This window comes from Pseudosporangium ferrugineum (assembly GCF_003002065.1).
GTDB classification, from domain to species: Bacteria; Actinomycetota; Actinomycetes; order Mycobacteriales; family Micromonosporaceae; genus Actinoplanes; species Actinoplanes ferrugineus_A.
In genome coordinates, this window is sequence record NZ_PVZG01000025.1 from 29,871 (window position 1) to 50,417 (window position 20,547).

Sequence of the window (20,547 nt, forward strand, 5' to 3'; positions counted from 1 at the left end):
GGTCACCTCACCACGAGAATCAGCACGAGGATGGCGGCCGCCAGCCCCACGACCGCCTGGGCGTAGTACTGGTGCGCCTGCCCGGTCTGCGGACGGCGAGCCAGGTCGCCGAGCCGCCGGGTCCCGATGGCCACGGCCCGGACCGCCCGGTCCAGGCCTGCGTCGTCGGCCCGGGCGGCGGAGCGCGCCAGCCGGAGTGTGCCGGGTGCGATGGCTTCCACCGCCCGGTCCAGGCCTGCGTCGTCGGCCCGCGCCGCGGCGCGCGCCAGCCGGAGTGTGCCGGGTGCGATGGCCTCCACCGCCCGGTCGAGCACCCGATCGTCGAAGCGCGCGAGGAGGCGGGCGAGGCCGAGCACCGGTCGCGCGACGAACCGATCCGCGGCGGTGCCGAGACCCAGCCACGCTCGTGCCCACGCGGGAGCGGGGAGCCGGAACGTCAGCCATCCGGCCATGAGCGCCGACGCCACGGCCAGCGCGCCGGACAGGAGCATCTCCGTGGCGGTGGCCCCCGGGGGTGTGGCGTCCAGGAACCGGCGGAAGACCTCGCCCACCGGCGGCAAAGCCAGGATTCCCAGCACGGACGCCCCCGCGGCGAGCACGACCAGGGGCGCCCGTTCCCCACCGCTTACCCGTCGGCTGCCGACGCGTTCGGTGTCGTAGCCCGCATCCGGATGCCGGGGCAACGGACCCAGCACGATCCCGACGGCCTTACCGGCGTAGACCGCGGACAGCACCGCACCGGCCAGGCAGGTGACGTACAGCGGCAGCGAGAACTCCCGCGCCGCGGCGAAGATCTCATCCTTGGTCGCCCACAGCGCCAGCGGCGGCACACCGGCGAGTCCCAGCGCCGCGACGGTGAAGGTGGCGCCGACGAGGCGATGGCGGCGGCCGGCCCCGCGCAGCGCCCGAAGGTCACGGGTGCCCAGCGACGACAGCCACGCGCCGGCGGCAAGGAACAGCAGGGCCTTCGTCGCGGCGTGACCGATGAGGTGGGCAGCACCCCCGGCGACTCCGCCGGTGGCCGCCGCGACGAACACAAAGCCGAGCTGGGCGCTGGTCGACGCGGCGAGCAGCTGCTTGAGATCGCTCTGTGCCACCGCCACGGCGCCCAGCAGCACCGCAGTGCCGGCGCCGACCCAGGCGGTGGTGGTGGCGGCCCAGCCGGTGGCGGCCAGGAGCGGCTGGAGGCGGAGCAGCAGGTACCCGCCCATGGCCACCATCGCGGCGGAGTGCAGCAGGGCGCTGACCGGGCTCGGCCCGAGCATGGCCCGGGACAACCAGAAGGACAGCGGCAGCTGCGCGGCCTTGCCGACCGCCGCCGCCAGCACCCCGGCGGCGGCGACGTGGCGCCACGGGGACGGCAGCTCTGCCAGGCTGTCCAGGCCGAGGCCCGCTCCGGCCGCGACGGTTGCCCCGGCGGCGAGGTAGAGGCCGACGTCGCCGACCCGGGTCGTCAGGAACGCCGTCGTGCCCGCGGACACGCGGGTGTCGTCGTGCCGGTCGAAGGCGATCAGCGCGTACGAGGTGGCACCCATGATCTCCCAGCCGATCAGGAGCGCCGGCAGGGTGGCCGCGGTGACCGTCAGGAGCACGGCGGCCAGGAAGACGAGCATCAGGCCGAAGAACCGGGCGCGTCCCTCGGCGATGTCGCCCACCGAGAAAACCAGGACCAGCAAGGTCACCGCGGCGACCGCCACGAGCACGGCACCGGCGAGGCCGTCGACGACCAGCCCGAACGATCCGCGCGCGATGAACGCGACCTCGACGTGCGGACGCCTCGCCGCCGCCGTGACCGCCAGGGCCAGGACCGCGGCGGCCACGAGCACCGCGACGCCCGGGGCGGCACGGGACAGGCGGCGGCCACCGCTCGCCAGCACCGCTCCGGCGACCGCGGGCACACCGACGAGTGTCCACAGCACCGCGGTCATCCGCGCAGCTCCGCGGCCATGTCAGTCATGTCGGCGTCCTTGGCCCGGAACAGCAGCGTCGTGACGGCGAAGCCCATCGCCATCTCCACCGTCATGGCGGCGAGGACCACCAGGACGAAGACCTGGCCGTCCGGCGCCTGCGGGGTGAGGAAGTACCAGAAGGCGGCGCCCGCCACGACCAGGGCGTTGATCATCAACTCGAGGCCCATCATCACCATCACGACGGCCTGCTGGCTGAGGGCGCCGAAGAGGCCCACCGCGAACAGCGCGGCGGCCAGCAGCAGGAACATCTGCAGATTCACGCGCCGCCTCCGGCGTCCTCGGCTGCCGGCGCCTCGTCGCCGTCGTAGCGGCCGCGGCCGGTGGCCAGGACCAGCGCGGAGACCATGGTGGCGAACAGCACCGCCGACACGCTCATCATCACCAGCATCTTCGAACCCATCACGGCCTCGCCCAGCGCGCGGGTCACGTCGGAGGGCGGCTCACCCCGGCGCTGCGGCCACGGGGTCAGCAGCGCTCCGGCGGCGAGCAGCACGAAGGCGCCGATCGAGATCGCCAGGGCGCCGCGCTTGTTGTGCAGCATCGACATCGGCATCAGGCCGCCCGGGTTCATCATGTACATGATCATGAAAACGGCCATGATGCCCATCTCCATGAGCATCATCAGGATCGTGATCACGCCGAGATAGCCGGCGTCGATGAGCAGCAGCGCCGTGCCGACGGCGACGAAGCTCACCGCCAGCGCGACGGTGGCCCGCGCCATCGAGTCCACCGTGAACACCGCGATCCCGGCCGCCACCGCGACGACTGCGAGCACCCAGAACACCGCCGTGAGCACGTCAGCTTCCTCCTAGCGCCAGCACGGAGACCACCAGCAGTTGCAGCAGCGTGACCGGCAGGACGACGAGCCACGCCAGACGCATCACCCGGTCGGCGCGCAGGACCGGCATGGCGCGGCGCACCGCCACCAGCCCGGCGAGCACCAGGGCGGTCTTCAGCAAGCTCCACAGCCACCCGGGCAGGAGCGGTCCGGCGCCGCCGCCGAGGAACAGCGCCGTGCTCATTCCGGCGCCGACGGTCAGCAGGGCGTACCGGCCGGCCAGCAGCACCAGCCGGTCGACCCCGGACGGTTCGGCCAGCACGCCTCCCGCCAGGTCGCGTCCGGCGGGGTAGGCGAGGGGGCCCCAGAGGCTGAATCCGGCAACCGCGACCAGGAAGACGAGGAACGCGGCGGGCATCCGTACCACGAACCACGTCTTGTCCTGCGCGGCGACGATCTGCCCGATCTTCAGGCTGCCGGCCGCCACCGCGGGAGCGGTCAACGCGAACATCAACGGCAACTCGTACGCCAGCGCCTGGCTCAGGAACCGGTAACCGCTGACCAGCCCGTACACGCTGTTGGCGCCCCATCCAGCCGCCCACACAGTGAGCCACAGCGCGACGTCGAGCGCGTTGAACCACACGAGCCCGACCGGGGGATCGGCGACCGTAATCCCGCCGACGGGCACCACCACGGCCATGAGGAGGGCGACGACCAGGGGTCCCGCCGTGCCGGCGCGCCACAGCAGGGCATCGGGCGCCACTGTGGTGCGCCGCCGCTGACGCAGCAGCCGCGCCGTCTCCCACAGCGGCCGTCCCAGCCGCCCGGACATCGGACGGCCGCGACCGGCGGGATCGAGCACTCCGTCGAGGGCCGCGGCTGCGCCGGCGAAGACGACCACCAGGGCAGCGGCCGGGACGACGGCCCAGGCCGGGGACGCGGTCATGACCGGGCCTCCGCCGGCTCCGGGGCGGCGGCGAGCTGGTCCGGGTCGGGGTCGAGGCTGGCCATCACGAGCCGGGCCGCCGCGAGGTCGAGGCCGATCGCGAGCTCGTCGGCGGCGGCCAGCAGCCCGGCCGAGGCCGGACGCCCGGGCACCGATCGGCCCCGGGGCCCCGGACCCGCCGGCTCGCCGGCGAGGAGCGCATCCGTCTCCGTCAGCCAGCGCCGCCACCGGGCCGTGACGTCGCCGCCCTCCAGCGCCGCGCGCGCCGCGGGACCGCTCACCTGCAGCCGGTCGGCGGTCTCGGCGGTGAGCACGCCGAGTCCGTCCGTCGCCCATCGCAGGGTAGGCGACCGGTTCAGCCGCCGCCCGATCGCCGCCAGGTGGCCGCGCAGCACCGGGCCCGGCGTGTCGGTCAGAGTGCTGTCGCGCAGCCGTCGTACTCGCCAGGCCATGCCCGGCCAGCCCGCCACGGCGAGGAGCCGTTGCAGCGAGTCCAGGTGTGCTGCCGCGTGCCGGCGGGAGGCGCCGGGGCCGGCGGCGTCCCAGAACGGGCGGGGCGGCGTGGCCGCGGACAGGATGCGCGACCGTGCCTGCTGGACGACGTCGCCCTGCACCTGCAGATCCATCACGAGGCCCGAGGGCCAGTCCGGTAGCACCGGGCCCAGCGGGACGGTGAGCACGTCCAGGGCGAGCGCGTCGCGGTCCGGCCCGCGATCGGCCATCATGAGCCCGCCCGGCATCTGCATGTCCTCGCCGTGCGTGTCCGGCGCCCGCTCCGCCCATTCGTCGCGGCGGTCCGGCTCAGCGGCCCGCTGTGGATCCGACAGCTGCCGGACCACCTGCCGCAGGACCGCACCAGCCTCGGCCGGATCATCGATGTCGGCGCGGACCCGCGGGCCCGGCAGCTGCGACCACACGAGGTCGATCGCGTCGCGCAGCTCATCCCCGGGGGAGCCGACGGCCAGCAGCACGTCCGCGTCGGAGGGCGCGGTCGCTGCCACAGCGCCGATCCGGGCCATCTCCACCTCGACAGCCAGCCGTACGGCCGTCGCGCCGGGCGCCGCGACGGCGAGCACATGGGGGCGCCGCGCGGCCCACCGCCCGAGAAGCTGCGTCAGGACCATCGCAGCGCGCCCTCCCGCCAGGCGTAGACGACGCCCGCCATGAGCACGCCGAGGAACGCGAACATCTCCACGACGGCCTTGACGCCCACCTGCGGCACGACCAGCGCCCACGGGTACATGAACAACATCTCCACGTCGAAGGCCAGGAACAGCATCGTGAGGGCGTACCAGCGCACGTGGAACCGCGACATCGCGTGCTGCTGCGGCAGGTTCCCCGACAGGAACGGCGCGGCGCGTAGCGGATCCGCCGCGACTGCGGTGCCGCGGTGCAGCCGATAGAGCAGGGCGACGGCTGCCACGGCGAGGGCTGCCATGGCGCCGGCATTCACCACCGCTTGCACGGCTCCTCCCCGGTGTCTGCGCGCGGCGGATCCACGCTGACTGCGCCGCGGCCTACCCACCTGATCACGCGCTACTCGTGGTGCGGTCACGGAATTGAGACGCGTCCGTGCGCATTCCGCCGACGAGGTGTCCTACGGTCGCGAGCATGAGGCGGTGGACGGCGTGGTTGGGCCGGATGGTGGCCGCGGCAGTGCTGATGCCGGCTCTGGTGTTCGGGTTCGCCGGATGTGCCGCATCGCCGGAACGCGCGGACGAAGACGTGGCCGGACCGCAATGGCAGCTGATACCCCGTCGCGCCCCGGGGGCCGCCGATGCCACGCATCCCGCACGACTCACCGGCGTCCGAGCCGAGGACCAGGACGGCTTCGACCGCCTGACGTTCACCTACGCGGGTGAGCGCCCCGGATACCTCGTGGCCTATGCGGGGTCGGACGCGGACGGCAGGACCACCCTGCGGGTCATCCTCGAGCACGTCACCGGCCGGACGAGCCGCGACCTGACTCCGGACCTGCAAGCCATCCGCGGCGTCCGGCAGCGCCCGGCCGACGACCAGACCATCGAGACCACCGTCCGCGTCACCGACGCCGGCCGGGGGAAGGGCGTGCCCTTCCGGGTAGGCCTGTCCATCGGCGGCTTCTACGTGGACGTCGCGCACCCGGATCAGCTCACCGTCCCGGTCGGATAGCGCGTCGATCGACCGCTCGCAGACCGGCGGCACCCGGCCGTTTGCCGCTCGCCGGCCCGGGTAGGGCCGCCGCCGGTGCCGATGACGACGCCAGTTGTCTTCACTGCGCAACGAAAGGGATCACCGATGGCGGAGATCGTGGGCGAGAGCCTGGTCAAGCGCTTGATCGCCTGGGGAGTGGACACCGTGTTCGGCCTGCCGGGCGACGGCATCAACGGGCTCATGGAAGGCTTCCGGAGGCACTCCGACAAGATCAACTTCATCCTCGTGCACCACGAGGAGGCCGCCGCCTTCATGGCGACCGGCTACGCGAAGGCCACGGGCAGGCTGGGGGTGTGCGCGGCGACGTCCGGTCCCGGCGCCATCCACCTGCTGAACGGCCTGTACGACGCCAAGCTCGACCACATGCCCGTGCTGGCCATCACCGGCATGCAGGAGACGTCGGTGCTCGGCAGCCGCTACCAGCAGGAGGTGCACCTCGACCGGCTGTACCAGGACGTCGCCGAGTACAACCTGATGATCACCAACCCGCAGCAGGTCCCCGCCGTGGTCGACCTCGCGATCCGCAACGCGCTGGTCAAGCAGACCGTGTCTCATCTGACCTTCCCCACCGACATCCAGGTGGCGGAGATCGGCGAGGACCCGTACCGGCACGTCGGGCCAGGCCGGCCGCCGGCCAGCATGCCGTTCCTCGACCGGCCGCAGCTTCCGCCCGGCGAGAACGAGTTGCGGGCGGCCGCGGAGGTGCTGAACGCGGCGAAGAAGCCCGCGATCCTCGTCGGGATCGGCGCGAAGCATGCCCGCGACGAGGTCATCGCGGTAGCGGAGAAGCTCGGCGCCCCGGTCGTCAAGACCCTGCCCGGCAAGATGGTCGTTCCCGACGACCATCCGGTCACCACGGGCGGCCTCGGCCTGCTCGGCACCAAGCCGAGCGAGGAGGCGATGGAGGAGTGCGACACGCTGCTGATGGTCGGGACGTCGTTCCCGTACGGGAAGTATCTTCCCGAGCCCGGCAAGGTGAAGGTGGTGCAGATCGACTCCGACGCGACCCTGATCGGGCTGCGGCTGCCGGTGGACGCGCCGATCGCCGCGGACGCGAAGAAGGGTCTGCAGGGGTTGCTGCCGCTGCTGACCGGCGGGGACGGCTCGTTCCTGGCCAAGTACCGCAAGGAGATGGACTCCTGGCGCGCCGACATGACGGCCCTGCAGGACGAGAGCCGTGACCCGATCGCTCCGCAGTACGTGATGGGGGTGATCGACGAGCTCGCCGCGGACGACGCCATCCTCACGTGTGACTCGGGCACGATCGCGACCTGGTCGGCGCGGCACTGGACGATCCGCGGCGGCCGGGAGTTCTACCTGTCCGGCAACCTCGCCACGATGGCGCCGGGGCTGCCGTACTCGATCGCGATGCAGCACGCCTTCCCGGGCCGGCAGGTGATCGCGTACGTCGGTGACGGTGGGTTCGCGATGCTGATGGCCGAGTTCCTGACCGCCGTGCGCCACGAGCTGCCCATCAAGGTCGTCGTCAACAACAACAATGCGTACGGGCAGATCCTCTGGGAGCAGATCATCCTGGGCTATCCCGAGTACGCCGTGCGGCACCGGCAGCCCGAGGCCGACTTCTCCACGTGGGCGCGCGGCTGCGGGGCGTACGGCGCCAAGGTGAGCAAGCCCGGCGACGTCCGCAGCGCGATTGCGGAGGCGCTGGCACATCCCGGACCGGCGCTGGTGGACGTGGACGTGAACCCCAACGAGCCGCCGATGCCCGGCAAGATCAAGTACGAGCAGGCCAAGCACTTCACCGAGGCGTTCCTGCGCGGCCAGCCGCACAAGATGGCGACGCTGAGCACCGTGGTCCGCGACAAGATCAACGAGCTGCGGGCATGACCGCCGTCAAGCTCCCGGACCCGGTGGTGCGTGTTTCGCAGATCAGCGACATCGACGTCGCCGCGCTGGAACGGGACCTGGCGGCCGAGGTGGACGGCGAGGTCCGCTTCGACGCCGGGTCCCGCTCGGCCTACTCCACCGACGCCTCCAACTACCGGCAGGTGCCGATCGGCGTGGTCGTACCCCGCACGGTCGAGGCCGGCGCCGCCGCGGTGGCCGTGTGCAGCCGGTACGGGGCTCCGATCACGTCCCGGGGCGGCGGCACGAGCCTGGCCGGCGAATGCACCAACGTCGCCGTGATCATCGACTGGTCGAAGTACTGCCACCGGCTGCTCGAGGTCGACGCCGAGAACCGGACCTGCCTCGTCGAGCCGGGCATCGTCCTCGACCTGCTCAACGACCAGCTCAAGGACACCGGCCTGGAGTTCGGCCCCGAGCCGGCCACGCACAATCACTGCACGCTCGGCGGGATGATCGGCAACAACTCGTGCGGCGCGACCGCCCAGCGCACGGGCAAGGTCGTCGACAACATCGTCGAGCTGGAGGTGCTGCTTTACGACGGCACCCGCATGTGGGTGGGGGAGACCCCGGACGACGAGTACGAGCACATCATCGCCGCCGGCGGGCGGCCGGCGCAGATCTACCGTGAGCTGCGAGCCCTTCGAGACCGGTACCTGGCCCAGATCCGGACCCGGTACCCGAAGATCCCGCGCCGGGTCTCGGGCTACAACCTCGACAGCCTGCTGCCCGAGAAGAACTTCCACGTCGCGCAGGCTCTGGTCGGCACCGAGGGCACCTGCGTGACCGTCCTGCGAGCCCGGCTCAGGCTCGTGCCCATCGTCAAGGTCCGCGGCCTGGTGATGATCGGCTTCCCGGACGTCGGGGCCTCGGGCGACGCCGTGCCGGCCATCCTGCCGCACCGGCCGATCGCGCTCGAGGGCATCGAACACCACCTGATCCACTTCGAGCGGGAGAAGCACCTGCATCCCGGCGCGCTCGACCTGTTGCCGGACGGACGGGCGTACCTGATGGTGCAGATGGGTGGCGACACCAAGGACGAGGTCGACGCCGCCGCGGACCGGATGCTCGCCGCCCTGGACCTCGACCGCAACGACCGGCGGGTCGCCTTCTTCGACGACGAGCGGCACCAGAGGCAGCTGTGGCTCGTCCGGGAATCGGGGTTGGGCGCCACCGCGCGCGTGCCCGGGCTGCCCGACACCTGGCCCGGCTGGGAGGACTCCGCCGTCAGCCCCGACGACCTCGGCGACTACCTGCGCGATCTGCAGGCGCTGTTCGACGACTACGGGTACGGCCAGACCTCCCTGTACGGCCACTTCGGCCAGGGCTGCGTCCACTGCCGCATCCCGTTCGACCTGACCAGCAGCGACGGCGTCGCGACGTTCCGGTCGTTCATCGAGCGCGCCGCCGACCTGGTGGTGCGCTACGGCGGGTCGTTCTCCGGCGAGCACGGGGACGGGCAGGCCCGTGGCGAGCTGCTGCCGAAGATGTTCGGCGACGACCTGGCACGCGCCTTCGGGCAGTTCAAGGCGATCTTCGACCCCACCGACCGGATGAACCCCGGCAAGGTGACCGCCCCCAACCCGCTGGACGGTCAGCTGCGCTTGGGGGTGGACTACAACCACGGCGACGTGGCCACAACCTTTCAGTACCCGAACGACGAAGGAAGCTTCGACCGGGCGGTGCTGCGCTGTGTGGGCGTCGGACGCTGCCGCCGGCACGAGGGTGGCGTGATGTGCCCTTCGTACATGGCGACCCACGAGGAGGAACACTCCACCCGGGGGCGGGCGCGGTTGCTGTTCGAGATGCTGGACGGCACCGCACGCGGCGGCGCGATCGCCGACGGATGGCGCTCCGACGCCGTCAAGGACGCCCTCGACCTGTGCCTGGCCTGCAAGGGCTGCAAGGCCGACTGCCCGGTCAACGTGGACATGGCCACGTACAAGGCCGAGTTCCTGTCCCACCACTACGAGGGCCGGCTGCGCCCCCGGGCGCACTACTCGATGGGATGGCTGCCGGTGGCCGCGGCCGCCGTGGCCGCCACCGCGCCGCGCCTGGTCAATCTGCTCTCGCAGGCGCCCGGGCTGGCATGGGTGGCGAAGAAGGCAGCCGGGGCGGACACGCGGCGAGAGGTGCCGGTCTTCGCCGCGGAGACGTTCCAGCAATGGTTCGCCCACCGGACGCCCCGCGGCAACGGCGAGCGCGGTGAGGTGGTGCTGTGGCCGGACACGTTCACCAACCACTTCGACCCCGGCATCGCGCGAGCCGCCGTGCGCGTCGTCGAGGACGCCGGATGGCGGGTGGTCGTACCCGATCAGAAGGTGTGCTGCGGGCTCACCTGGATCTCCACCGGGCAGCTCGACGTCGCCAAGCGGGTGCTGATGCGTACGGTCGACATCCTGCGCCCCCACTTGCGCGCCGGGAGCCTGATTCTCGGTCTGGAGCCCAGCTGCACCGCGGTGTTCCGCGGCGACGCCGAGGAGCTGTTCCCGCACGATCAGGACGTGGAACGGCTGCGCCGGCAGACGGTCACGCTCGCCGAACTGCTCACCGCGCACACTCCCGGCTGGCAAGCGCCCCGTGTGAGCCGTAAGGCGCACATCCAGACACACTGCCACCACCACGCGATCATGGGGTACGAGGCCGACACACAGCTGCTGGCCGACGCAGGCGTCGACGCCGACGTCCTCGACTCCGGGTGCTGCGGGCTGGCCGGCAACTTCGGCTTCGAGGAGGGCCACTACGAGGTCTCGGAGGCCTGCGCCGAACGGGTGCTGCTGCCCGCCGTACGCGACGCCGCGCCCACCGACGTGATCCTCGCCGACGGGTTCAGTTGCCGTACCCAGGTCGACCAGAGCGACTCCGGCGGCCGCCGCGGCGTGCACCTCGCCGAGCTGCTGAGCGCTGGGCTCGACGGCGACGACGGCACCGGCGTACCGGAGAAACGGTGGGCGGACCGCCCGAAGGCGCCGTCGCGTCCGGCGCGCTTCCTGAGCACCGCCGCAGTCGCGGGTGCCCTGGTCGCCGCGGCCGGATACGGAGCGCGGCGATGGTTACGCTGACGACCTCCGCGTACACCGTCCCCACCGACGCACCCGAGGGCGACGGGACGATGACGTGGACCAGCACCACGCTGGTGCTGGTCCAGGCGAGCGACGGCGAGACCACCGGTCTGGGATGGACGTACGGTCCGCCGGAGGCCGCCCGGGTGGTGACCGGCATGCTCGCCGACGTGGTCGCCGACATCGACCCGGACGACATCCCGGCGGCGTGGGCGGCGATGCAGCGGCGGCTGCGCAACGCCGGGCGCCCCGGCATCGGCGGGCTCGCGCTCTCGGCCGCCGACAACGCGCTGTGGGACCTCAAGGCCCGCCGTCACGGTCTGCCCCTGGCCCGGCTGCTCGGCGCGGCGCGGCCTGCGGTCCCGGTCTACGGCAGCGGCGGGTTCACCACGTACGACGCCGAGCGGCAGCACGCCCAGCTCGCCCGTTGGGTGCATGAGCAGGGCATCCCCCGGGTGAAGATCAAGATCGGGGAGTCCTGGGGTGGCGACGTGGACCGGGACCTGGCCCGCATGACGGCGGCCCGCAAGACCGTCGGCGACGCCGAGCTGTTCGTCGACGCCAACGGCGGGTACCAGCGCAAGCAGGCGGTCCGGGTGATGCACGCGGCCGGCGAGCTCGACGTGCGCTGGTACGAGGAGCCGGTCAGCTCCGACGACCTGCCGGGCCTCGGGCTGGTCCGCGACGCCGTCGAGCCGGACGTGGCGGCGGGGGAGTACGGCTGGGATCTCGTCTACTTCGCTCGCATGGCGCCGTACGTGGACTGCTTGCAGATCGACGTCACCCGTTGCGGTGGCATCACCGAATTCCTGCGCGCGGCCGCCGTCGCCGCGGCGCACGGACTCGAGGTGTCCGGGCACTGCGCACCGCATCAGCACCTGGCCGTGGCCGCCGCGACGCCGAACCTTCGGCATCTCGAATGGTTCCACGACCACGTCCGCATCGAGCGGATGCTCTTCGCCGGGGCGGTCGACGCCGATGGCGGCACGGCGCCGGTCAACCGGGACGCGCCCGGCAACGGCCTGACGTTCCGCCACGGCGACGCCGAGCGGTGGCGCTCGGCGTAGCGAACGGCGGATCCGTTGTCCTGGTCGGCCCCACGCCGGAACCCGCGCCGTCCGGGCGTTTGGCCGGCTCGTGGCCGGGGGAGGACACGCGGGCCGCGACGAAAGGGGCCGACGATGCTGACCTTCCTGCGGGAGCTCCGGGCCAACGGCGTGGTGACCAGGGTGGCCGCCATCGCGGCGATCGGTGGCTTCCTGTTCGGCTACGACACCGGCGTCATCTCGGGCGCCTTGCTGTACATCAAGCGGGACTTCGACGCGAGCTCGTTCCAGCAGGAGGCGATCGTCTCGGTGCTGCTGCTCGGCGCGGCCGCCGGTGCGCTGCTGTCCGGCTGGCTGACCGACAGGATCGGCCGGAAATGGACCAAGGTGATCTCGGGTTCGGTGTACGTCATCGGCGCCCTGGGATGCGCGTTCGCCGTGAACGCCCCGATGCTGATCGGCGCCCGCGCCGTGCTGGGCTTCGCCGTCGGTACGGCGTCGTTCGTCAGTCCCATGTACATCTCGGAGGTGGCCCCGCCCAAGGCGCGGGGCGGCCTCACCTCCTTCAACCAGCTCGCCGTCACCACGGGCATCGCGGTGGCGTACCTGGTGAACTACTTCTTCAAGGACGTCTCCGGCGACTGGCGGTGGATGCTGGGCATCGCGGTGATACCCGGTGCCGCCCTCGCCGTCGGCATGCTGACCGTTCCGCGTACGCCGCGCTGGCTGATGGAACAGGGCCAGGACGACAACGCCCGCAAGGCGCTGGAGAGGCTGCGCGAGGGCACGGACACCGACATCGGCGAGGAACTCGATCAGATCCGCGACAGCTCCCAGGAGGCGCGGCAGACGTCGATGCGTGACCTGGTCCGGCGACCGGTGCGCACCCTGCTGATGGTCGGACTGGGGCTGGCCCTGTTCCAGCAGATCGTCGGCGTCAACACCGTCATCTACTACGCACCCACCATCCTTCAGCAGACGGGCCTCGGCGCCGGCAACGCGATCACCCAGACCCTGACCGTGGGCCTGACCAACGTGGTCTTCACCGTGGTCGCGATTCTGCTGCTCGACAAGGTGGGACGCCGCCCGCTGCTCATCATCGGGACCGTCGTGGCGGGAATCGCGCTGCTGGGACTGGCCGCGTACTTCGGCTTTTCCGGCCTGCAGGACAGCGCGCCGTGGCTGGCCCTGGTCTCGCTGCTGGTGTTCATCGCCGGGTACGCCGTCGGCCTGGGCCCGGTCTTCTGGCTGATGATCAGCGAGATCTTCCCGCAGCGGCTGCGCAGCAGAGCGATGAGCCTCACGACTGTGACCAACTGGCTCGCCAACTTCGCCGTCTCCGCCACGTTCCTCACCCTCGCCGGCGCCATCACGCGCCAGGGGATCTTCCTGGTGTACGCCGTCATGGCGGCGGTCGCGGTGGCCTTCTTCGCCTGGCGCGTACCGGAGACCAAGGGGCGTTCGCTGGAGGAGATCCAACGCGATGCGGGCGCGGACCAGGGCGAAGCCGAGCCCGCGAAAGCCGGCCGTTGACCGCTGCCGGAGCCGGCCGCGAGGAATGCCCACCCGATCTCGCTCAGAGCGGAGACCGTCTTGCTGCTGCTCGTGTTCGCCGGGGTGCTGCTCCTGGCCGTCCTGGTGTCCGCGCTGGCCAAGCGCACGATCCTGTCCACGGCGGTGTTGTTCCTGGTGGCCGGCTTCGTGCTCGGCGAGGACACGACCGGCGTCCTGAACCTGCACCCCGACTCGCCGATCGTGGGTACGCTCGCCGAGCTCGCCTTGTTCGCGGTGCTGTTCACCGACGGCATGCGGGTCGGCTGGGGCGATCTGCGCAGCGCGTGGAAGCTGCCGGGCCGGGCCCTGGGCTGGGGACTGCCGCTGACCCTGCTGGTCACGGCGCTGGCGGCGCACTGGCTCGTCGGCCTGCCCTGGCCCGAGGCGTTCCTCATCGGCGCGATCCTGAGCCCCACCGACCCGGTGTTCGCGTCCGCGCTCGTCGGCAACGACAAGGTGCCGGGACGGCTGCGGCACCTGCTCAACGTCGAGTCCGGGGTCAACGACGGCCTGGCGCTGCCCTTCGTCATCGTGTTCCTGGCGCTGGCAGCGGGGTCGGACGATCTGCACCTGGCGCATCTCGGCCTCGAGGTGGTCGGCGGCATCGCGATCGGCGTGATGGTCCCGATGGCCGCGATCATGCTCGAGCGGTCCCGGCTCTTCGCCGCCTCGTCGGCGTACGAGCCGCTCAACGGCGTGGCCATCGGCCTGCTGGTCCTCGCGCTCGCCCAGGTCACCCATGCCAACCTGTTCCTCGCGGGGTTCGCCGGCGGCATCACCGTGGCGACGTGCGGACCGGGGCAGCGACAGGCGTTCGCGCAGTTCGGCGAGAATGTCGCCGAGCTGCTCAAGCTCGCCGCGCTGCTGGTCTTCGGTGCGCTGATCTCGGCCGAGTTCCTGGACGACATCTCCTGGCAAGGCTGGGTGTTCGCCTTCCTCGCGCTGTTCCTCGCCCGCCCGGTGGCGCTGTGGGTGTCGTTCCGGGGCTCCGGGCTGGACATGCGGGAGCAAGCCGCCGCCATGTGGTTCGGGCCGAAGGGCTTCGCCTCGGTCGTCTACGGCCTGCTGGTGCTGGAATCGGGCATCGCGCAGGCGAACGAGATCTTCCATCTCGTGGCGCTGACCATCGTGGTGTCCATCGTGCTGCACTCCTCCACCGACGTGGTGGTGGCACGGGAGTTCGACTCGGAGGTGGAGACACCGACCTGGCACGGGATGCTGCACCGCGGCGGGCGGACCTGAAAGCCGCTCCGCGTTTCCGCGTTCCGCGGCGGGGTAGGCGCGGGGTCGTCATGACCGGTACGGGAAGGGGCGTCGGATGGCGCGGGCGCGGATCGTCGTCGTCGGGGGTGGATTCGCCGGGTTCCACGCGGCCAGAACACTGCTGCACCGCGCCCGGGGCGCCGCCGAGGTCGTGCTGCTCAACCCCACCGACTACTTCCTGTACCTCCCGCTGCTGCCCGAGGTCGCCGGGGGCGTTCTGGATCCCCGCCGGGTCACCGTCCCGCTGACCGGCACTCTGCCGGGCATCCGGCTGGTCCTGGGCCAGGCGCACGGCGTGGACGTCGGCGCCCGGACCGTGTCGTGGACCGGTCCGGAAGGAGAGCAGGGCACGCTGCGCTACGACCGGCTCGTGCTCGCCGCGGGCAGCGTCAACAAGCTGCTGCCCCTCCCCGGCGTCGCCGACCACGCCCACGGTTTCCGCGGCATCCCGGAGGCACTGCACCTGCGCGACCACGTGATCCGCCAGGTCGAACTCGCCGACGCCGCCACCGACCCGGCCGAACGCGCCGCCCGGCTGACGTTCGTGGTCGTCGGCGCCGGCTACACGGGCACCGAGGTGACCGCGCAGATCGAGCTGCTCACCAGGGACGTGCTGAAGCGCCACCCGCGGCTGGCCGGGACCCGTCCCCGGTGGCTTCTGCTGGACACCGCCGACCAGGTCCTGCCCGGGATGGACGAACGCCTCTCGGCCACCGCCGATCGGGTGCTACGGGAGCGGGGGGTCGAGGTCGAGATGGGTACGTCGGTCTCCGTGGCCACCGCGACCGGCGTCAAGCTCACCGACGGGCGCTTCGTGGAGTCACGCACGCTCGTCTGGTGCGTGGGGGTGCGCCCCGACCCGCTGGCGCAGAGCACCGGGTTGCCGATGACCGAGGGCCGGTTGGAGGTCGACGAGTACCTGGCCGTCCCCGGGCACCCGGAGATCCTCGCCTGCGGCGACGCCGCCGCCGTACCCGACCCCGCCCGCCCGGGGAAGCCGACGCCGATGACCGCTCAGCATGCCGTCCGGCAGGGGCGGCTGGCCGGGGACAACATCGCCGCCTCGTACGGGGTGGGACGGCGGCGTCCGTACCGGCACCGCGGCCTGGGCTTCGTCGTGGACCTCGGTGGCCGGCAGGCCGCGGCCAACCCGCTGCACCTGCCGCTGTCCGGCCTCGCCGCACGCGTCGTCACCCGCGGCTACCACCTGAGCGCGCTGCCGGCGAACCGGTTCCGTACGGCGGCCGACTGGCTGTTCACGGCCGTCGGATCCCGGCCGGCCGTGCAGCTGGGCCTGGTTCCCGGTCCGGCGGTCCCGCTGGACACCGACGCCCCCGAACTGGCCCACCCGTCCCGCTGAGGAGGATCACCATGCGAGCGTTGACCGTCCGGCCCCTGGAGGCGAACTCCGCCGAGGTCCGCGACGTGCCCGACCCCGAGGCAGGCCCCGGCGAGATGCTCGTCGACGGGCTGGCCCTGGGCATCTGCGGCACCGACCGGGAGATCGCCGCCGGGGAGTACGGCTGGGCCCCGCCCGGCCGCGAGCGGCTTGTGCTGGGCCACGAGTCGCTGGGCCGCGTACGGACCGCTCCTTCCGGCAGCGGGTTCGCCCCGGGCGACCTGGTCGTGGGAGTGGTCCGGCGGCCGGACCCGGTGCCCTGCGGCGCCTGCGCCCACCATGAGTTCGACATGTGCCGCAACGGCAAGTACACCGAGCGGGGCATCAAGGAGATCGACGGATACGGCAGTCAGGCGTGGGCCGTCGAGACCGGCTTCGCGGTCAAGCTCGATCCCGCGCTGGAACACGTCGGCGTGCTGATGGAGCCGACCACCGTCGTCGCCAAGGCGTGGGAACAGGTCGAGAAGGTGGGCGCCCGGGCGTGGTTCGAGCCCCGCAGCGTCCTGGTCACCGGCGCGGGGCCGATCGGCCTGCTGGCGGCGCTGCTGGGGGTGCAACGCGGGCTGGACGTGCACGTGCTCGACCTCGCCACGGAGGGCGCCAAGCCGGAGGCGGTCAAGGCGCTCGGGGCGCAGTATCACTCGTCCGGCATGGCCGAGGTCACCGAGCGGGTGCAACCCGACGTGATCATCGAGGCCACCGGGGTGTCGAGCCTGGTCTTCGAGGCGATGGCGGGCACGGCCTCGTACGGGATCGTCTGCCTGACCGGCGTGTCGCCGGTCGGCCGGAAGATCGCGGTCGACGTGGGCGCGGCCAACCGGGAGATCGTGCTGGAGAACGACGTCGTCGTGGGCTCGGTGAACGCGAACCTGAGCCACTACGCCGCCGCGGCGGACGCGCTGGCCAAGGCGGACATCGACTGGCTCTCGCGGCTGATCACCCGGCGGGTGCCGCTGGAGCGCTTCGCCGACGCGCTCGAGGCGCGACCGGACGACGTCAAGGTCGTCCTCGACCTGTCCGCGTGAAGGGGGTGCGTGCCATGACCGGACACATCGAGGACTACGCGCTCATCGGGGACCTGCAGTCGGCCGCCCTGGTCGGCCGTGACGGGTCCATCGACTGGCTGTGCCTGCCGCGGTTCGACTCAACGGCCTGTTTCGCGGCGCTGCTCGGTGACGAGTCCGCCGGCCACTGGCGCATCGCCCCGACCGGCGGGGGTGACGCGCGCCGGCGCTACCGCGGCGACTCGCTGGTGCTGGAGACGGAATGGCAGACGCCCGACGGCGTCGTTCGAGTCTTGGATTTCATGCCGCCGCGGGGAGAAGCCGCGGACGTGGTGCGGATCGTCGAAGGCGTCTCCGGGGCGGTGCCGATGCGTATGGACCTCGTCCTGCGCTTCGACTACGGCCGGGTGGTGCCCTGGGTGCGCCGGCAGGGCCGCGACCTGAGCGCCATCGCGGGCCCGGATGCCGTGTGGTTGCGCACCGACGCCCCGCTGCACGGCCGGGACCGCGCCACCGCCTCGGAGTTCACCGTAGGCGAGGGGGAACGGGTGCCCTTCGTCCTGACGTACCAGCTGTCGCATCTGCCACGCCCGGAACCGGTCGACCCCGTCGCGGCTCTCGCCGACAGCGAGCGGTACTGGCACGAGTGGATCGGCCGATGCGACTACGACGGCCGATGGTCCGACATCGTCCGGCGCTCCCTGATCCTGCTGAAGGCGCTCACGTACGCGCCGACGGGCGGGATCGTCGCCGCGGCCACGTCCTCACTGCCGGAGCAGATCGGCGGGCCACGCAACTGGGACTACCGGTACTGCTGGCTGCGCGATGCCACGTTCACGCTGCAGGCGCTGCTGGGCACCGGCTATGTCGCCGAGGCGAAGGCGTGGCGCGAATGGTTGCTGCGCGCGGTTGCCGGCGACCCTGCCGATCTTCAGATCATGTACGGCCTGGACGGCACCCGGCGCCTGCCCGAGTACACCGCCGACTGGCTGAGCGGCTATCGCGGCTCGACGCCCGTCCGGATCGGCAACGCCGCCGCCGGGCAGCTGCAGCTCGACGTCTGGGGCGAGGTGCTCGACGGCCTGCACACGGCGCGGGAAGCAGGCATCGCATCAACGGATGCCGGGTGGGACCTGCAACGGGCGCTGCTCGACTTCCTCGAGGGCGAGTGGCGGCAACCCGACAACGGTCTCTGGGAGGTCCGGGGCGACCGGCGGCAGTTCGTACACTCGAAAGTCATGGCCTGGGCCGGTTTCGACCGCGCGGTCACCGCCGTGGAACGCCATGGGCTCGACGGTCCGGTGGACCGGTGGCGGGCGGCCCGGGACGAGATCCACGCCGAGGTCTGCGCCAAGGGATTCGACGCCGACCGCAACACCTTCACCCAGTCGTACGGTTCCCCCGCGCTGGACGCCGCCCTGCTGCTGATCCCGCGAGTGGGTTTTCTGCCGCCCACCGACCCGCGCGTGGTCGGCACTGTCGAGGCGGTGCAGCGTGACCTCTGCCAGGACGGCTTCGTCCTGCGCTACCGCCCGGGACACGACAACGTGGACGGGCTGCCGGGCACCGAGGGCGCTTTTCTGGCGTGCACGTTCTGGCTGGTGGACGCGCTGCACGCGATCGGCCGTCGTGACGACGCCGAACAGCTGTTCGAGCGGCTGCTGGACCTGCGCAACGACGTCGGCATGCTGTCGGAGGAGTACGACCCGGCATCCGGGCATCAGCTCGGCAACACCCCCCAGGCGTTCAGCCTCGTGGGCCTGGTCAACTCCGCCCGGCTGCTCAGTGGCACGCCGACGCAGACCTCGGCGGACTCCGCCGCCCAGCAGACCCGCCGGCCGTCCCGGTGACACCGGAGGGGCCGGAGCGACGGCGCGACCGCCTCCGCCGGGCCGCGGCGCGCATGGCGTGGCACCGGCTGGCGCTCGCCGCGGCGCTGATCTGCCTGGCGCCGCTCCTGATCCGGAGCCACGGGATGACCGGTGCCGCCGTGGCCGTGCTCGCGGTCGCCTATGCGATCCGTCTGGTGGTGCTCGCCGGTCGGGGTGGGCGACGCGCCACGAGAACCCGCCGTCGCCGGACTGTCATCGGACCGTCATAGAACCGAGCGTCCACCACGACGCCTCCCGGGCAGGACCCGCGCCGACGGCAGACGCGCCGTCTGCGTCCGATCAAGGAGGAGACCTGATGCGTACGAGGCGACTGGCGGCCGCAACGATGGCCGCGGCGGTGACCGTAGCCGTGAGCGCAGGCTGCACCGACGACTCTCCCGAGGCGGCCCCGGCCGCGTCGGCGTCAGCGGCCGCCGCCCAGCCCGACGCCATCGTCGACGTCGTCTCCGCGATGGAACCTTCGGTGGTCACCATCCACACCGGCGAGGGACTGGGCAGCGGGGTGATCTACCGGGCCGACGGAGTGATCGTGACCAATGCTCACGTTGTCGGCTCGGCCACCCGGGTGCAGGTGTCGTTCGCCGACGGCACCCAGATCCCCGGGCAGGTCACCGGGTCCGACGACCTCACCGACCTGGCGGTGGTCAAGGTGGGCCGCGACAACCTGCCCGCCGTCACCGTGCGGCAGGAGCTGCCCCGCCAGGGGGAGACCGCGCTGGCGCTGGGCAGCCCGCTCGGCTTCGAGAACACCGTCACCAAGGGCATCATCTCCGGTGTCAGCCGGCAGATCCCGGCCTCCACCACCGGCGGCCGCCCCCTGGTGGACCTCATCCAGACGGACGCGCCGATCTCACCGGGCAACTCCGGCGGCGCGCTTCTCGACGCGCAAGGTCGTCTCGTCGGTGTGAACGAGGCGTACATCCCGCCGGCGGCCGGTGCGGTGTCCCTCGGGTTCGCCATCCCGGCCAGCACCGTCGTCGACGTGACGGACCAGCTGCTGAAGAACGGCAAGGTCGCCCATCCCTTCCTGGGCGTGGTGCTGACCTCCGTGACCCCGGAGGTTGCCCGGGCTCTCGGCATGGACGTGACCGCGGGGGCCGTGGTCCGGCAGGTCCAGCCGGGCAGCCCGGCCGCGACAGCCGGTATCCGGACCGGCGACGTGATCGTCGGTTTCCAGAGCACCACCGTCGAGACGGTCGGTGACGTCTACGCTGCGCTGCGGACGGTCAAGCCGGGTGACCGGGTGACGGTGAAGGTGAACCGCGGTGGCACGGTGACCGATCTCCCGATCACCCTCGGCACTCTGTCGCGGTGAGCGCGACACCAATTTCGATCAGGCACGAGGTTTGGTTCCCGTTCGGATGGGAACTGGGCCGCTGCGAAGCTCGTCTCCGCGGCGTCGAATTCACGGCGCCATGCGTCCGCAAGGGCGTGCCCGCCGGACGAGCATGACAGCCGATGTCGCAGCGGCGGCCGCAGCGCGGCCCGCTTGTCTCCGTCGGCCGGCCGCCGACGCTCGGCGGCCACCACCCCACCACCTGTGTCGCCCCCGCCTGCCCGGAGCGGCATTCCGT

General features: G+C 72.0%; 16 protein-coding genes. 10 read left to right on the top strand and 6 right to left on the bottom strand.

What is annotated here, in order from left to right:
- Nucleotides 1-2: 2 nt before the first annotated feature.
- From CLV70_RS33835 to CLV70_RS33860, 6 genes are read right to left on the bottom strand one after another with little or no spacing between them, the layout of a single operon-like run.
- Nucleotides 3-1,928: a proton-conducting transporter transmembrane domain-containing protein gene (locus tag CLV70_RS33835; protein WP_106130696.1), complete on the bottom strand. Its 1,926-nt coding sequence runs from the start codon at nucleotides 1,926-1,928 to the stop codon at nucleotides 3-5.
- Nucleotides 1,925-2,230, bottom strand: coding sequence for an NADH-quinone oxidoreductase subunit NuoK (gene nuoK, locus CLV70_RS33840; protein WP_106130697.1), 306 nt, complete (start codon nucleotides 2,228-2,230; stop codon nucleotides 1,925-1,927). The genes CLV70_RS33835 and nuoK overlap by 4 nt, the downstream gene beginning before the upstream one ends.
- The gene (locus CLV70_RS33845) at nucleotides 2,227-2,766 is read right to left on the bottom strand and encodes an NADH-quinone oxidoreductase subunit J (protein ID WP_106130698.1); all 540 of its coding nucleotides are present in this window, start codon (nucleotides 2,764-2,766) and stop codon (nucleotides 2,227-2,229) included. The genes nuoK and CLV70_RS33845 overlap by 4 nt, the downstream gene beginning before the upstream one ends.
- Before the next feature lies 1 nt (nucleotide 2,767).
- Nucleotides 2,768-3,694 carry an NADH-quinone oxidoreductase subunit H gene (locus tag CLV70_RS33850; protein WP_106130699.1) on the bottom strand — a complete coding sequence of 309 codons (927 nt, stop codon included), beginning with the start codon at nucleotides 3,692-3,694 and terminating at the stop codon, nucleotides 2,768-2,770.
- The gene (locus CLV70_RS33855; RefSeq protein WP_106130700.1) at nucleotides 3,691-4,818 is read right to left on the bottom strand and encodes a hypothetical protein; all 1,128 of its coding nucleotides are present in this window, start codon (nucleotides 4,816-4,818) and stop codon (nucleotides 3,691-3,693) included. The genes CLV70_RS33850 and CLV70_RS33855 overlap by 4 nt, the downstream gene beginning before the upstream one ends.
- On the bottom strand, nucleotides 4,809-5,132 hold the full coding sequence (locus CLV70_RS33860) for an NADH-quinone oxidoreductase subunit A (protein ID WP_106130752.1): 324 nt from the start codon (nucleotides 5,130-5,132) through the stop codon (nucleotides 4,809-4,811). The genes CLV70_RS33855 and CLV70_RS33860 overlap by 10 nt, the downstream gene beginning before the upstream one ends.
- Before the next feature lie 173 nt (nucleotides 5,133-5,305).
- Between CLV70_RS33860 and CLV70_RS33865 the strand changes: the two genes are divergently transcribed.
- The 10 genes from CLV70_RS33865 (at nucleotide 5,306) to CLV70_RS33915 (ending at nucleotide 20,288) form a co-directional block, all read left to right on the top strand.
- The gene (locus CLV70_RS33865) at nucleotides 5,306-5,845 is read left to right on the top strand and encodes a hypothetical protein (RefSeq protein WP_146164255.1); all 540 of its coding nucleotides are present in this window, start codon (nucleotides 5,306-5,308) and stop codon (nucleotides 5,843-5,845) included.
- A gap of 126 nt (nucleotides 5,846-5,971) precedes the next feature.
- A complete protein-coding gene (locus CLV70_RS33870) occupies nucleotides 5,972-7,735 on the top strand; it encodes a thiamine pyrophosphate-dependent enzyme (RefSeq protein WP_106130702.1) in 1,764 nt (587 codons plus the stop codon).
- On the top strand, nucleotides 7,732-10,815 hold the full coding sequence (locus CLV70_RS33875; protein WP_106130703.1) for an FAD-binding and (Fe-S)-binding domain-containing protein: 3,084 nt from the start codon (nucleotides 7,732-7,734) through the stop codon (nucleotides 10,813-10,815). The genes CLV70_RS33870 and CLV70_RS33875 overlap by 4 nt, the downstream gene beginning before the upstream one ends.
- Complete coding sequence (locus CLV70_RS33880) at nucleotides 10,803-11,882, top strand: enolase C-terminal domain-like protein (RefSeq protein ID WP_106130704.1); 1,080 nt, start codon at nucleotides 10,803-10,805, stop codon at nucleotides 11,880-11,882. The genes CLV70_RS33875 and CLV70_RS33880 overlap by 13 nt, the downstream gene beginning before the upstream one ends.
- Before the next feature lie 114 nt (nucleotides 11,883-11,996).
- A complete protein-coding gene (locus tag CLV70_RS33885) occupies nucleotides 11,997-13,394 on the top strand; it encodes a sugar porter family MFS transporter (protein ID WP_106130705.1) in 1,398 nt (465 codons plus the stop codon).
- Nucleotides 13,395-13,454: 60 nt separating this feature from the next.
- Nucleotides 13,455-14,657 (top strand): cation:proton antiporter, encoded by a 1,203-nt coding sequence (locus CLV70_RS33890; RefSeq protein ID WP_106130706.1) that lies wholly within the window; start codon nucleotides 13,455-13,457, stop codon nucleotides 14,655-14,657.
- A 76-nt stretch (nucleotides 14,658-14,733) separates the two neighbouring features.
- Entirely contained in the window at nucleotides 14,734-16,038 is a 1,305-nt protein-coding gene (locus tag CLV70_RS33895; RefSeq protein WP_106130707.1) for an NAD(P)/FAD-dependent oxidoreductase, read from the top strand.
- Between the two features lie 11 nt (nucleotides 16,039-16,049).
- On the top strand, nucleotides 16,050-17,102 hold the full coding sequence (locus CLV70_RS33900) for a glucose 1-dehydrogenase (protein ID WP_106130708.1): 1,053 nt from the start codon (nucleotides 16,050-16,052) through the stop codon (nucleotides 17,100-17,102).
- Nucleotides 17,103-17,116: 14 nt separating this feature from the next.
- Complete coding sequence (locus CLV70_RS33905; RefSeq protein WP_106130709.1) at nucleotides 17,117-18,931, top strand: glycoside hydrolase family 15 protein; 1,815 nt, start codon at nucleotides 17,117-17,119, stop codon at nucleotides 18,929-18,931.
- 337 nt (nucleotides 18,932-19,268) lie between these two features.
- Nucleotides 19,269-20,288, top strand: a complete 1,020-nt coding sequence (locus CLV70_RS33915) for a S1C family serine protease (protein WP_106130711.1) — start codon at nucleotides 19,269-19,271, stop codon at nucleotides 20,286-20,288.
- The last annotated feature ends 259 nt before the right edge of the window (nucleotides 20,289-20,547 follow it).

Coding starts and splice junctions, on each gene's coding strand:
- CLV70_RS33905 (WP_106130709.1), top strand. CDS start 17,117: ATGACCGGACACATCGAGGACTACGCGCTCATCGGGGACCTGCAGTCG.
- CLV70_RS33835 (WP_106130696.1), bottom strand. CDS start 1,928: ATGACCGCGGTGCTGTGGACACTCGTCGGTGTGCCCGCGGTCGCCGGA.
- CLV70_RS33880 (WP_106130704.1), top strand. CDS start 10,803: ATGGTTACGCTGACGACCTCCGCGTACACCGTCCCCACCGACGCACCC.
- CLV70_RS33875 (WP_106130703.1), top strand. CDS start 7,732: ATGACCGCCGTCAAGCTCCCGGACCCGGTGGTGCGTGTTTCGCAGATC.
- CLV70_RS33915 (WP_106130711.1), top strand. CDS start 19,269: ATGCGTACGAGGCGACTGGCGGCCGCAACGATGGCCGCGGCGGTGACC.
- CLV70_RS33860 (WP_106130752.1), bottom strand. CDS start 5,132: ATGGCAGCCCTCGCCGTGGCAGCCGTCGCCCTGCTCTATCGGCTGCAC.
- CLV70_RS33885 (WP_106130705.1), top strand. CDS start 11,997: ATGCTGACCTTCCTGCGGGAGCTCCGGGCCAACGGCGTGGTGACCAGG.
- CLV70_RS33870 (WP_106130702.1), top strand. CDS start 5,972: ATGGCGGAGATCGTGGGCGAGAGCCTGGTCAAGCGCTTGATCGCCTGG.
- CLV70_RS33895 (WP_106130707.1), top strand. CDS start 14,734: ATGGCGCGGGCGCGGATCGTCGTCGTCGGGGGTGGATTCGCCGGGTTC.
- CLV70_RS33855 (WP_106130700.1), bottom strand. CDS start 4,818: ATGGTCCTGACGCAGCTTCTCGGGCGGTGGGCCGCGCGGCGCCCCCAT.
- CLV70_RS33850 (WP_106130699.1), bottom strand. CDS start 3,694: ATGACCGCGTCCCCGGCCTGGGCCGTCGTCCCGGCCGCTGCCCTGGTG.
- CLV70_RS33865 (WP_146164255.1), top strand. CDS start 5,306: ATGAGGCGGTGGACGGCGTGGTTGGGCCGGATGGTGGCCGCGGCAGTG.
- CLV70_RS33900 (WP_106130708.1), top strand. CDS start 16,050: ATGCGAGCGTTGACCGTCCGGCCCCTGGAGGCGAACTCCGCCGAGGTC.